Raw genomic sequence first — 12,805 nt, 5'->3', positions numbered from 1 at the left:
TAGTAAATGAAAGCGGGCCGCCGGTCAGGCGGCCCGCTTCGGGACTTTGTCAGGCAATTACTTAGTCAACCACTTCCTGCTCGTAGGGCAGGTTCGACGACTGCGTTTGCGAATACGGGACGGTTTGCGGGATGAAATCCGCTTCCGAACCGGGCTTGCTGTAGTCGTAGGGCCAGCGGTACACGGCGGGGATTTCGCCGGGCCAGTTGCCGTGGCCGGGCTCGATGGGCGTGGTCCACTCCAGCGTGGTCGAGTTCCAGGGGTTCTCGGTGGCACGACGGCCACGGAAGATGCTGTAGAAGAAGTTGAACACGAACACGAACTGCGCGAAGAACGCCAGGATGGCGGCCACCGAGATGAACTTGTTCATATCAGCAAATTGCGAGAAGGCGTCGAAGCCCGTCCAGGCGTAGTAGCGGCGGGGGAAACCGGCGATACCCACGTAGTGCATCGGCATAAACACGAGGTACACACCCGCGAACGTCAGCCAGAAGTGGATGTAGCCGAGCTTCTCGTCCATCATGCGGCCGAACATCTTCGGGAACCAGTGATACACGCCGCAGAACAGACCGAAGAAGGCCGAGCTACCCATTACTAAGTGGAAGTGAGCTACCACGAAGTAGGTGTTGTGCATCTGAATGTCCAGCGTAGCGTTGCCGAGGATAATCCCCGTCAGACCACCCGAAATGAACAGCGACACGAAGCCGATGGCGAACAGCATGGCGGCCGAGAAGCGGATGTTACCGCGCCAGAGAGTGGCCAGCCAGTTGAACACCTTCACGCCCGAAGGCACGGCGATAATAAGCGTCAGGAACATGAAGACCGAGCCGAGGAAGGGGTTCATGCCGGTCACGAACATGTGGTGAGCCCACACAACGAACGACAGCAGCGAGATGCCAATCAGTGAGCCAATCATGGCGCGGTAACCGAAGATGGGCTTGCGGGCGTTGGTAGCCAGTACTTCCGACACCATACCCATGGCGGGCATAATTACGATGTATACCTCCGGGTGACCCAGGAACCAGAACAAGTGCTGGAACAAGACCGGCGAACCGCCCTGGTTGCTCAGCGCCTGCCCGGCAATATAGATGTCCGACAGGAAGAACGAGGTACCGAACGAGCGGTCGAAAATCAGCAGTAGCGCGGCCGAGAACAATACCGGGAACGACAGAATGCCGAGGATAGCCGTCAGGAAGAAGGCCCAGATGGTGAGCGGCAACTTGCTCATGCTCATGCCGCGGGTGCGCAAGTTGATAACCGTAGTCACGTAGTTCACGCCACCCAGCAGCTGCGACACGATAAACAGCGCCATACTCACGAGCCACATCGTCATGCCGGCGCCCGAGCCGGGCATGGCTTGTGGCAGAGCCGACAGTGGCGGGTAAATCGTCCAGCCAGCCGAAGCCGGGCCGGTTTCGAGAAACAGCGACCAGAACATCACCACGCTCGACAGGAAGAAGAACCAGTACGAAAGCATGTTCATGAAGCCCGAAGCCATATCGCGCGCTCCTACCTGCAACGGAATCAGGAAGTTCGAGAACGTCCCCGACAGACCAGCCGTCAGCACGAAGAACACCATGATGGTGCCGTGCATCGTCACCAGCGCGAGGTAAAACTCGGGGTTCAGCTTGCCGGCGTCAATCCAGTGGCCGAGCAGCGGTTTGAGCCAGTCCAGCGTGGCCTCGGGCCAGCCGAGCTGCAGACGGAACAGGCTCGACAGCGTACCGCCGATGATGGCCCACAGCATCCCCGTGATGAGGAACTGCCGGGCAATCATTTTGTGGTCCTGGCTGAAAACGTACTTCCACAGCCAGTGCTGGTCGTGGTGCTCGTGGTCGTGCTCGTCGTGGTGCAGGTGGTCGGCGTGCTCGGTGTGAGGCACGGGTACCGCTCCAATACCACCCTGGGCATCTACCGCGGGCGAAAGATTGGGTTTATTAGTGTCCATATCTACCTTAATTGCGCGTTAAATTCCCTTAGTGAGACATGCTGGCCAGCGGAGCCGCCGGCTGTTCAGCCGCTTCTACCTGAGCCGCGGCGGGAGCCATCGTGGCGGGCTTGTTCTTGAAAGACGCCAGCACGTCGGGGTTTTGTTCCGAGAAAGACTTCTGGGCGGCGTACCAGTTTTGGTAGTCATCCGGCTCATCCACCACGATTTTCAGTTTCATGGCGAAGTGACCGCGGCCGCATATCTGGTTGCAGGCCAGCTCATAGTCGAACTTGGGGTTGCCCAGCTTGGCGCGCATCTCGTCGGTCGTCGTAGTCGGGGTGAACCAGAAGCGGGTCGGCATGCCCGGCACGGCGTACATCTGCACCCGGAAGTGCGGCATGTACACGGCGTGCAGTACGTCGCGCGAGCGGATTTTGATGAGCACCGGCACGCCTTTCGGAACGTGTACTTCACCAGCAGTAAAGTCATCGAGGGCTGACTTATCAGTTAGGTCGAAGCCGAATTCATTGGTGGCGTCAATAAGGCGGTAGTTTACTACGCCCAGTTTCATGTCGCGGCCGGGGTAGCGCACCAGCCAGTTGAACTGCTTGCCCATCACTTCCAGCACAACCGACTCTTTGGGGGCCGGGCCAGTGATGCGGGTCCAGGCTTTCCAACCAGCGAAAATCAGCGCGGCCATTACGACGGCCGGGATGATAGTCCACACCACCTCAATCGTGTTGTTGTGCGAGAAGAAGTAAGCACGACGGCCTTCTTTATGCTGATATTTATACGAATACCAGAATAGCAGGGCTTGGGTAATCACAAAAGCCACACCAATCACCGCCATCGTAATCCAGAACATCCGCTCCATGGCGTGGCCGTGGATGGAGGCAATGGGGGGATTCATCTTGTTGAAGTTCTCAGCAAACGAGTAGGCGAACCACGCGCCGCCGCCCACGAGAAACACAATGAACAATACAGCGTTTACGCTGTTGCTCATGCCGATATCGCGGGTAAACGAACCGGAAAAAATGGAAGTCAGGGTTTGCAGGCGAAACAGCAGGCCGAATACGACCAGCAGTAACACCAACACCAGTACAATGGTAAGAGCAGTCATCTTGTATTAAGTTTAGTGCTTGATGCTTAGTGCTTGGCGCTTACCGCTGATGGTTATCAGCCGCTATGCACCAAGCACCAGGCACTAATTGAATTACGTAGTGTGGTGGACGCTCTCGTCCAGGAAGGGGTGATGAATCGGAACCAGCGAGGCGGCAGCCAGACGACGCGTCATCAGCAGCATGAAGCTACCAGCGAAGATGGCAAAGATGCCAATTTCGATGAGGAAGCCGCTGTTGCCTTGCAGCGTGGCAGGCATCAGCATCAGGTAGAAGTCCGACCAGTGGCCCAGCAGAATGGCGATGCAGACAATCTTCAGCATAATCATCTGGCGCTTCGCATCGCGCGTCATCAGCGCGAGGAAGGGAAACACGAAGTTGATGATGAGGTTGAAGAAGAATAGGCCGGTATAGTGGCCATTGTAGCCGCCGAGGCGCTGGTTGAAGTACACTGCTTCCTCAGGCAGGTTGGCGTACCAAATCAGCATGAACTGGGCGAACCATACGTAGGTCCAGAAGATGCTGAAACCAAACATCAGCTTGCCGAGGTCGTGGAAGTGCCCGGCCGACAAAAACTTCAGGTAGCCGTTCTGCTTCAGGAAAATGGCCGTCAGCGTGATACCGGCAATGCCAGAGACCCACCACGAGGCGAATACGTACCAGCCGAACATGGTGCTGTACCAGTGCGTGTCAACCGACATTACCCAGTCCCAGGCGGCCATCGACGAAGTCACGGCGAACAGCACAAGGAAAAGTGCAGCTACAGTAATGCTTTTGTGGAAGTAAGCCGTACCACCATTCAGGTCTTCGGCCAGCGAAATCTTACGCAGACGCTCCGAGAAGAACCACCAGATGGCCAGATAAACCACCATGCGAATCAGGTAGAACGGCAGGTTCAGGAAGCCGCTTTTACCGGCAATGATGTGGTCGTAGTTCGGGCTTCCTTTGTCCATGATACCCTCGTGGGTCCAGTGGAAAATATCAGCCTTGCCAACGAAGAACACAATCAGCATGATAACCGCACCGGGCAGCAACCAGGCACTAAATGCCGAAGCAATGCGCTTCACCAGCACCGACCAGCCAGCGTAGGCTACGTATTGAATTGCGAGGAATACGGTACCAACTACCGAGATACCAACCAGGTATAGGTTGCTGTGCCAGAGGCTAACCAGCACACGTTTCACCCAGATGGGGTTGCCCTCATGATGAGCGCCGCCGTGAGCAGCCGCAGCAGCATGGCCAGCCGCCGCATGGTGTTCCTCGCCCCAGCCCATGAAGGAGGCGACGAGGCCCAGAATCAGCACCAGTACACCGGCTCCGATAATGGTAAAGAAGGTTTTACGCGCGCCGTCGGTTACTACCAGGTGCTCAGCCGTCGCGCTTTCGTGATGCGTTAGAGTTGCCATAGTTTAGTTCGCGGTGCCGTTGTGTCCTTTGGTATTGCCCTGACCGGGCGTTTCGGAAGCCGTATTTGCGCCAGCTTGGCTGGTCGGCGTCAGGCCATTGCTAGCGGTGCTGGCGGTGTCGCTGGCCGTAGTCGTAGGCCCGGCTTTAATCATGTCTGCCACGCCATCAGCGCCTTTGCCCAATTGCAGAGCGCGCACGTACATGGCAATTTTCCAGCGCTCGTTGGGGTTCACCTGCGAGCCATGCGGCATCATGCGGCCTTTGCCCCACTGAATAACGTGGTAGATGTGGCCGTCGTTCATGGTTTTGTAGGCACCGGTCGAATAGTTCGGCACCCCCTTGAACTTCGCCCCTACTGCACCCTGGCCATCCCCAGCTTCACCGTGGCAGTGCTGGCAGTAGCGCGAGTAGAGCAGCTTACCTTCTTCCAGATTATCCTTTGAATAGGCGTAAGGCTGACGCAGCACGCGCTCGGCAATTTTCACGCTGTCCTTAGGAATGTGCGTGTAGTAGTTGAGCTTACCACGCGGCACGGTGCCGGTAGCCGGCGTGCGCTGGTTGATGCCGAAGGCGTTAATGGTATTGTAGCCGGTCTGACGCAGCGGCTCGTACGGGATAGACTCGTACATCTCCGGCGCGTATTCCAGGCCGGGGTCGTTTTGGTCCCGCGTACAGGACGAAGCCAGTCCGAGGGACAGCAGCAGCGCCGACACGCGCAAACTCAGGTTCAGCGGATGCATCATTACTATTCGGTCATTTCTTTTTGGTTGACCTCCGAAGCGCCGTTATCGCGCAGCAGTTGAGTCAGCCGGGGGAGTTGCGAGCTGGTTTCGTCCAGCTCGATGGCCATAACGAACTTGTCGTCGGTAGCGCGCACGTCCATCACCTTGGTTTTCCAGCGCGGGTACAGGCTGGTGATGAGGAAGAACGTAAACGACATGCCGTGGCAGGTGAAGAACACCGTCAGCTCGAACGACACCGGGATGAAGGCGGGCAGCGCGATGTGCGGCTTACCACCGATAATCATCGGCCAGTCGAAGCCCAGCATGTAAATCTGCATCCACAGCGCGAAGCTCAGGCCGGTGAGGCCGTAGAAGAAGGCGGCGATGGGCAGGCGCGAGCGTTCAATGCCCAGCGCGTCGTCAATCCCGTGGACGGGATAGGGCGAAAACACATCGTAGATTTTCACGCCGGCAGCGCGAATGTTTTCGATGGCGTGCAGAAGAACATCTTCGTCCTCGAAGATGCCGAGGGCATAGCGCTTAGTCATGCTGGTTGTAGGTTACGGGAGCCGAGGCAGGAACACCGGGGGTGACAGGATGAGCCGGCGCGTGGCCGTGCCCGTGACCATGGCCGCCGGTATAGGTCGGGCCATTGTCCACGGTGTATTTCAGGATGGTCTTCACTTCGGCCATGTTAATCACGGGGAAGAACTTGGCGAAGAGCAGGAACAGGGTGAAGAATAGCCCCAGCGTACCCACGTAGATGCCGATGTCGATGATGGAAGGCGAGAACATCACCCAGCCCGACGGAATGTATTCGCGGTGCAGCGAAGTCACGATGATTACAAAGCGCTCGAACCACATCCCGATGTTCACGATAATCGACAGGATGAACGTGAGCGGAATGCTGTAGCGCACGCGGCGGAACCACACCAGCTGCGGCGTAATCACGTTGCAGGTCATCATCGAGGCGTACGCCCACCAGTACGGGCCGGTCGCGCGGTTGATAAAGGCGTACTGCTCGAACTCTACCTGCGAGTACCAGGCGATAAAGAACTCCGTGATGTAAGCCACGCCCACGATGGAGCCGGTAATCATCATGATTTTGTTCATCAGCGCGATGTGCTCCAGCGTGATGTAGTCTTCGAGGCGGAACACGACGCGGGTGATAAGCATCAACGTCAGTACCATGGCGAAGCCTGAAAAGATAGCACCGGCCACGAAGTAGGGCGGGAAGATGGTGGTGTGCCAGCCCGGTACCACCGAGGTGGCAAAGTCCATCGATACGATGGTGTGTACCGAGAGTACCAGCGGGGTCGAAACGCCGGCCAGAATCAGCGACACAGTTTCGTAGCGCGACCAGGCTTTGGCTGAGCCTTTCCAGCCCAGGCTGAGCATCGAGTAAGCCACTTTGGCGATGGGGCCCTTGGCACGGTCGCGGATGGTGGCGAAGTCGGGCACAAGGCCGATGTACCAGAAAACCAGCGATACCGAGAAGTAGGTCGAGATGGCGAACACGTCCCAGAGCAGGGGCGAGTTGAAGTTAGCCCAGAGCGAGCCGTAGGTGTTTTGCAGCGGCAATACCCAGAAGGCCATCCAGGGGCGGCCCATGTGCAGCACCGGGAACATGGCGGCGCAGATTACGGCGAAGATGGTCATGGCCTCAGCTGCCCGGTTGATGGAGCTCCGCCATTTCTGACGGAACAGCAGCAGTACGGCCGAGATGAGCGTACCGGCGTGACCGATACCGACCCACCACACGAAGTTGGTGATGTCCCAGGCCCAGCCTACGGTTTTGTTCAGGCCCCACTCGCCGATGCCGTACCACAGCGTGCGGTACACTGAGTAGAAGAAAACACCAAGGAAAAACAAGGCCACGCCGAAAGCCATCATCCAGCGGATGTTCGGCTTGGCTTCTACCTGGTAGCAGATATCCGCGGTTACGTCGTGGTACGTTTTGCCCCCGGTTACGAGCGGCTCACGTACGGCTGATATGTGTTGCATAAGAACTACTAAAGTCGTGGGTGCTTGGGACGTGGGCGGCCCTGCCTTCCTAACTTATTGATTAAGCTTCTTTTTCTTCGGGGAAAAACTCGGATGCGGCGTTACGAATCTTGGTCAGATACGTGATGTTCGGCTGCACGTTGATGGTGTCGAGGGCGTGGAAGGCGCGCTCGCCGTCCTCGCGCTTCAGCAGCTTGCTGATGCGGCTCTCGGGGTCGCGCATATCGCCAAACACGATGGCTTCGGTGGGGCACGACTGAGCGCAGGCCGTCACCACTTCACCATCCATCGGACGACGCTTCTGCTTCTTGGCTTCGAGCTTGCCGAGCTGAATGCGCTGCACGCACATCGAGCATTTTTCCATCACGCCGCGGGCGCGCACCGTCACGTCCGGGTTCAGCACCATGCGGCCGAGGTCGGTGAACATGTGGCCGTTCACGTTCTCAAACTTCTCGTTCGAGTAGTACGAGAACCAGTTGAAGCGACGCACTTTGTACGGGCAGTTGTTGGCGCAGTAGCGGGTACCCACGCAACGGTTGTAGGTCATCTGGTTCAGACCTTCCGAGCTGTGCGTGGTAGCCAGTACCGGGCACACCGTTTCGCAGGGCGCGTGGTTGCAGTGCTGGCACATCATCGGCTGGAAGATAACCTGCGGATTTTCCGAGGGGTCTTCCATGGCGGCGTAGGTCGCCAGCTTGCCTTTTTCGTCGAAGTCGGTGCGGTGAGCATCCGAGGAATAGTAGCGGTCGATGCGCATCCAGTGCATCTCGCGGCGGTTGATAACCTCCTGCTTGCCCACTACGGCCACGTTATTCTCGGTCTGGCACCCAATCACGCACGAGCCGCAGCCAATGCACGAATTGAGGTCAATGGCCATACCCCAGTGGTGGTTGTTGTACTGATAGTCTTGCCACAGCGAAACCTTGCTGGGTTTCTCCGCGCCGTCCGGCGTGACAATCGTCTCGTACTCCGTGACCTTTTTGGGGTCTTTAATGTAATTCGCCAGCGAGTTTTCCTGCACCACCTGGCTCCGGTCCATGATGGTGTGGTGCGTCTGCGTCTGGGCAATGGGTGAGTTGGCGCCGGTTTTGTCCAGCGTCACCGTAGCAATACCCATGAACGGGGCAGCATTAGCGCCCACTTTGTCGCCTACTTTACCTGCCATCTCACGGCCGTAGCCGAGGGCGATGCTGACGGTGCCATTGGCCTGGCCGGGCTGAATCAGGACGGGCAGCTCGATGGTCTTACCATTGCCCGTTACCTTAATTACGTCGCCCTGCTCCCACTTCTGCTCAACGGCCATTTTGCGCGGCACGGCGAGGTAGTTGCCCCAAGTAGCTTTCGATACCGGGTCGGGCAGCTCTTGCAGGAAAGGGTTGTTCGACTCGAAGCCCGCGGCACCAAGGCCTACTTTCTCATAAACAGTTAGTTCAATGCCACTGCCTTTGGCACTGCCCAGTTGGCCCAGTGCTTCGGCAGCGCTCATAGCGGCGGCGCTCGGAGCGGGAGCGGCGGCCAGGGCCGTGCCCATTGCTACGCCGTCGTGTACGGCTTTGTCCCAGGCGGCATTGAAATTGCCGCCCAGCACATTGCGCCAGCCGTTACGCACGTAGTTGTAATACGTCGTATTGTTGCCGGCCCAGCGGAGCAGGGTTTCCTGCGCTTGGCGGGTCGAGAACAGCGGGGTGATGGCGGGCTGCGCGAGGCTCAGAAAGCCGCGCTTGGGCTCGAAGTCATTCCACGACTCCAGCCAGTGATGGTCGGGAGCGGCGTACTGGCAGAGGCTGCCGGTTTCGTCCAGCCGGTCGTTGAACGAGATGGACAGACCCAGTTTCGGGATGGCGGCTTTCAGCTTCTCCCCCATCGGGTGGCTGAACACTGGGTTGGCGTGGTAAAAAATCACGCCGCCGATACGGCCGCCGATGATATCTTCTACCAGCGCATTCATGCGGGCGTCGTCACCCTGACGCACCATGCTCGGCGCGGCCAGGTCTACGGTGGTGCCTACGTTGCCCAGCGTCTGGTTGATAGCGGCTACCAGTGTTTGCACGGCCGGGTCGTTCGAGCCCGAAACCACGAGGCTGGCGCCGCGATTGGCTTGCAGGTCGCTGATGGCCTTGGTCAGCTTGGGGTTGCTATAGCTGCTTGAGCCGCCACCGGCGATGCCATTGTACAATGCAGCAGCCACAGCACCCAGCTCCGAAGGCTTCACCGGCACGCGCACGTCGGCGTTGGAGCCGGTAAGCGACATAGCGGTTTCAAACTGGTAGTGGCGCGACATGGTCCGCTTCTCGCTGCTCACCTTGCGGGTGGTAGCGTACTGACGGGCAAACTCCACCGGCGAAATCCAGGTGCCGAGGAAGTCGGCGCCGAGGCTTACGATGACGTTGGCGCGCTCGAAGTTGTAGCTCGGCAGCACGCCGCTGTTGGCTTGCAGCAGGCCGCTAGCCGATTGCGCATCGTACATGACGTGCGAGGTGCCGGGGTAGCGGTTGGCAAACTCGGCGATGGCGCGTTTGGTGCTCGGGCTGATGATGGTGGGCGACACGATGGCAATACGGCCAGCGCTACCCAGTTTGCTCATTACTTCACGGTCAAGCGCTTCCGGCGTCGATTTCTGCCCTTTGATGGCGAAATGCTGCAAACGGCCACCATCGTACAGGTTCAGCACGGCGGCCTGGGCGCGGGCCGAGAGGCCACCGCGGGTGATGGGCGACTCGGGGTTACCCTCCAGCTTGATGGGCCGACCGTCGCGGTTTTTCACCAGCACGGCGTTGTAGTCGGCGCCGTTGAAGTACGTCGAGGCGTAGAAGTTGGCGATGGACGGGTCAACTTCTTCCGGCTTGTTGAGGTACGGAATGGCCTTGCGCACGGGGGCTTCGCAGGAAGCCAGCGCGGCGGCGGCGACGCCAAAACCCATCAGCTTCAGGAAGTCGCGGCGCGGGGCTGCCGTCGGGTCGCTGCTGGGATGCAGGTCCTTCATCGGTGCAAACTCCGAGAAGGCAGTTTGCAGAAATTCCGGTGAATTCTCCAGCTCCTCAATTCCTTTCCAGTACTTCATTGTCGGGGACTTAGGGACTTGGGTGCTTTCGCGCTGGCAAGGCCAGGGCGCGCGGCCCATAAGTAATATAAGTAGGCTAAAACTTTTGCAAAGAGGGTGGTAAGGTTGAAAACGAAGCGTTATCGGGTGACCGGCAGGCGCTTCGTTTTCGGAAGTCCTAACCGTTTAGTAGTGGCACTTCGAGCACTCGGTACCGCCGTTCGACGATACGGTGAAGGGAGCACCGGCATTTTTCGAGTCGTGCAGCTTCACGAGGGCATCGTAGTAGCCGTTGCCTTTAGTGTTGAGCGGTGTTTCGCGGTGGCAGTTGATGCACCAGCCCATGGTGAGGGCCGAGTATTGGTACACCACGTCCATTTTCTCGATGGGACCGTGGCAGGTCTGGCACTCGAGACCGCCCACCTGGGTGTGCTGCGAGTGGTTGAAGTAAGCGAGGTCGGGCAGGTTGTGGATACGTACCCACTGCACCGGCTGCTTGCGCTCGATGGCGCGGTAGATTTTCTTGATTTCGGGCGACTCCGTCTTAATCTGCGAGTGGCAGTTCATACAGATGTTGGCCGAGGGAATGTTGGCCGACTTGCTCTTGTACACCGAAGTGTGGCAATAGGCGCAATTGATTTGATGCTCGCCGGCGTGCAGCTTGTGCGAGAAGGCAATCGGCTGGGTGGGTTGGTAACCCTGGGTCAGGCCCACGGCCATTACTTGTTGTACGCCTTCATAGAGCAGCACCAGCGCAAACACGGTACCCACGATGCCGCGCAACACGGGCGAGCGGTAGATTTTGCTCCAGTCGGTGCGCTGCTCCAGCACTTCCACGTCGCGGCCGTTGAGGTCTTTGCGACCACGCAGCACGTCGCGCATCAGGTTGCCGATGATGACGAGGGTCACAACCAGCACAATCAGCACTACTACGAGGACGATGAGGAGGATGTCAACGTATTTGGCAGCGCCGCCTTCGTCGGCTTTAGGGCTGTTTTCGGTGGTAACACCGCCAGGCGTTTCAGCTTGTTTAGTGCCGCCTTCTGCCGATTTGACATAAGCGAAAATGCTGGTAATCTCCTTGTCCGTGAGGGCGAAGCTGGGCATCTGCTGCTTCTGGTACTCATTGAAAAGTTTCACAGCATAAGCGTCGCCGCTGGCAACTACTTTGCTCGAGTTCTTCACCCAAGGGATGAGCCAGGAGATAGGACGGCGCTTTTCAACGCCGGCGAGGGCAGGCCCCACCACTTTATCATTCACCGCGTGGCACTGGGCGCAGTTGCCCTTGAAAAGGGCATCGCCGGCCGAAATGGCGGCGGCATCGCCACCACCCGTAGCGGGCGCAGCGCCATCCGTGGCACCGGGGGTAACACCTTCTTTGCTTACGGCCTGCGCATCCTGGGCCGAGGCCTGATAGGTGCCGGCAAAGGTCAGAAACAGGGCTAGTAACAGATGAGGTAGTACGCGGAGTCGAGGGCTACTCATAGTCGAAACAGACAGGGAAAACAGAACGCAGGGGTATTTCAAGGCCACAAATGTAGGGCAGGAATCGCGGGCAGCAAAAGCGGAGGAGGCTTTTTTGGCACTCTAATGGCTCTGCGGGGCTTATTTAGAAAAAGGATAAATAAGCGCAAAAGCTATGTTCAGCCTCATGCGGCCAGTTTACTCCTTAGTATATGGCTGCAGAGACCTGAAAAATAACGTCGGTGGCACTTAGGCTAAGGGGGTTGCGGAGGCGGTAGCGGCGCCGGGAAAGCCGTGTACGGACTAATATCTAATCAGGACTTGGCAATCTGCCCGAAAGTCAGTACCTTTGCGCCCCAATCAAATTTTTCACCCCCATATTTTCACCCCGTCGTAATGGAAGTAAGAAATTACGAGACGGTCTTCATTCTGACTCCCGTGTTGAACGAGAGCCAAGTGCAAGAGACGGTCGAGAAGTTCACCCAGGTGCTTAAGGAAAATAGCGCCGACATTCTTTCTACTGAGGCTTGGGGCCTGCGCAAGCTGGCTTACCCGATTCAGAAGAAATCCACTGGCTACTACTTCGTAGTCGAGTTTACCGCCGAAAGTGGTGCCGTTATCAACACGCTGGAGCTCGCGTTCCGTCGTGACGAGCGGGTTATCCGCTTCCTGACCACGGTGCTCGACAAACACGCAGTGGCCTACAACCAGCGTCGTCGCAACGGCGAAATGAATCAGCAGAAAGCTGCGAAAGAAGAGGCCGTAGCTCAATAATCTATTCTGACATGGCAACTACTAACAACCGCAACAACAACGACCGCAACGCTGGCAACAAGCCGGTGGACACGCGCAAGAAGTACTGCCGCTTCAAGAAAAACGGCATCAAGTACGTGGATTACAAAGACCCGAACTTCCTGCTGAAGTTCGTGAACGAGCAAGGCCGCGTGCTGCCCCGTCGCCTGACGGGCACCAGCCTGAAGTTCCAGCGCAAAGTGACCCAGGCCGTGGCCAAAGCCCGCCACCTAGCACTGATGCCGTACGTAACCGACGCTCTGAAATAAATTATGAATTTTGACTTTTGAGTTAAAAGTCTCGTTTAGACGGGCTTTCTAATTCATAA

General features: G+C 57.8%; 10 protein-coding genes. 2 read left to right on the top strand and 8 right to left on the bottom strand.

Annotated elements, in window-relative coordinates:
- Window positions 1–61: 61 nt before the first annotated feature.
- The 8 genes from Q5H93_RS19360 to Q5H93_RS19325 all read right to left on the bottom strand — a co-directional run bounded on the left by Q5H93_RS19360 (window position 62) and on the right by Q5H93_RS19325 (window position 11,706).
- Window positions 62–1,948 (bottom strand): cytochrome c oxidase subunit I, encoded by a 1,887-nt coding sequence (locus Q5H93_RS19360; RefSeq protein WP_305008307.1) that lies wholly within the window; start codon window positions 1,946–1,948, stop codon window positions 62–64.
- A gap of 28 nt (window positions 1,949–1,976) precedes the next feature.
- On the bottom strand, window positions 1,977–3,050 hold the full coding sequence (locus Q5H93_RS19355; RefSeq protein WP_305008306.1) for a cytochrome c oxidase subunit II: 1,074 nt from the start codon (window positions 3,048–3,050) through the stop codon (window positions 1,977–1,979).
- Between the two features lie 93 nt (window positions 3,051–3,143).
- The gene (locus tag Q5H93_RS19350) at window positions 3,144–4,454 is read right to left on the bottom strand and encodes a quinol:cytochrome C oxidoreductase (protein ID WP_305008305.1); all 1,311 of its coding nucleotides are present in this window, start codon (window positions 4,452–4,454) and stop codon (window positions 3,144–3,146) included.
- A gap of 3 nt (window positions 4,455–4,457) precedes the next feature.
- Complete coding sequence (locus Q5H93_RS19345) at window positions 4,458–5,198, bottom strand: c-type cytochrome (protein ID WP_305008304.1); 741 nt, start codon at window positions 5,196–5,198, stop codon at window positions 4,458–4,460.
- A 2-nt stretch (window positions 5,199–5,200) separates the two neighbouring features.
- Window positions 5,201–5,725 (bottom strand): DUF3341 domain-containing protein, encoded by a 525-nt coding sequence (locus Q5H93_RS19340; protein ID WP_305008303.1) that lies wholly within the window; start codon window positions 5,723–5,725, stop codon window positions 5,201–5,203.
- Window positions 5,718–7,181 (bottom strand): NrfD/PsrC family molybdoenzyme membrane anchor subunit, encoded by a 1,464-nt coding sequence (gene nrfD / locus Q5H93_RS19335; protein WP_305008302.1) that lies wholly within the window; start codon window positions 7,179–7,181, stop codon window positions 5,718–5,720. Before nrfD ends, Q5H93_RS19340 begins: the two co-directional genes overlap by 8 nt.
- Window positions 7,182–7,242: 61 nt before the next feature.
- Window positions 7,243–10,242: a TAT-variant-translocated molybdopterin oxidoreductase gene (locus Q5H93_RS19330; protein ID WP_305008301.1), complete on the bottom strand. Its 3,000-nt coding sequence runs from the start codon at window positions 10,240–10,242 to the stop codon at window positions 7,243–7,245.
- 165 nt (window positions 10,243–10,407) lie between these two features.
- The gene (locus Q5H93_RS19325; protein WP_305008300.1) at window positions 10,408–11,706 is read right to left on the bottom strand and encodes a cytochrome c3 family protein; all 1,299 of its coding nucleotides are present in this window, start codon (window positions 11,704–11,706) and stop codon (window positions 10,408–10,410) included.
- Window positions 11,707–12,081: 375 nt separating this feature from the next.
- On the opposite strand from Q5H93_RS19325, the gene rpsF reads away from it, so the two are divergent.
- A complete protein-coding gene (gene rpsF, locus Q5H93_RS19320) occupies window positions 12,082–12,459 on the top strand; it encodes a 30S ribosomal protein S6 (RefSeq protein ID WP_305008299.1) in 378 nt (125 codons plus the stop codon).
- A gap of 11 nt (window positions 12,460–12,470) precedes the next feature.
- The gene (rpsR, locus tag Q5H93_RS19315) at window positions 12,471–12,746 is read left to right on the top strand and encodes a 30S ribosomal protein S18 (protein WP_305008298.1); all 276 of its coding nucleotides are present in this window, start codon (window positions 12,471–12,473) and stop codon (window positions 12,744–12,746) included.
- Window positions 12,747–12,805: the final 59 nt, after the last annotated feature.

The sequence above is a fragment of the Hymenobacter aranciens genome, assembly GCF_030580865.1.
Taxonomy (GTDB): Bacteria; Bacteroidota; Bacteroidia; order Cytophagales; family Hymenobacteraceae; genus Hymenobacter; species Hymenobacter aranciens.
This window is presented reverse-complemented; position numbering and strand designations above follow the sequence as displayed.

Coding starts and splice junctions, on each gene's coding strand:
- Q5H93_RS19360 (WP_305008307.1), bottom strand. CDS start 1,948: ATGGACACTAATAAACCCAATCTTTCGCCCGCGGTAGATGCCCAGGGT.
- Q5H93_RS19355 (WP_305008306.1), bottom strand. CDS start 3,050: ATGACTGCTCTTACCATTGTACTGGTGTTGGTGTTACTGCTGGTCGTA.
- Q5H93_RS19350 (WP_305008305.1), bottom strand. CDS start 4,454: ATGGCAACTCTAACGCATCACGAAAGCGCGACGGCTGAGCACCTGGTA.
- Q5H93_RS19345 (WP_305008304.1), bottom strand. CDS start 5,198: ATGATGCATCCGCTGAACCTGAGTTTGCGCGTGTCGGCGCTGCTGCTG.
- Q5H93_RS19340 (WP_305008303.1), bottom strand. CDS start 5,725: ATGACTAAGCGCTATGCCCTCGGCATCTTCGAGGACGAAGATGTTCTT.
- nrfD (WP_305008302.1), bottom strand. CDS start 7,181: ATGCAACACATATCAGCCGTACGTGAGCCGCTCGTAACCGGGGGCAAA.
- Q5H93_RS19330 (WP_305008301.1), bottom strand. CDS start 10,242: ATGAAGTACTGGAAAGGAATTGAGGAGCTGGAGAATTCACCGGAATTT.
- Q5H93_RS19325 (WP_305008300.1), bottom strand. CDS start 11,706: ATGAGTAGCCCTCGACTCCGCGTACTACCTCATCTGTTACTAGCCCTG.
- rpsF (WP_305008299.1), top strand. CDS start 12,082: ATGGAAGTAAGAAATTACGAGACGGTCTTCATTCTGACTCCCGTGTTG.
- rpsR (WP_305008298.1), top strand. CDS start 12,471: ATGGCAACTACTAACAACCGCAACAACAACGACCGCAACGCTGGCAAC.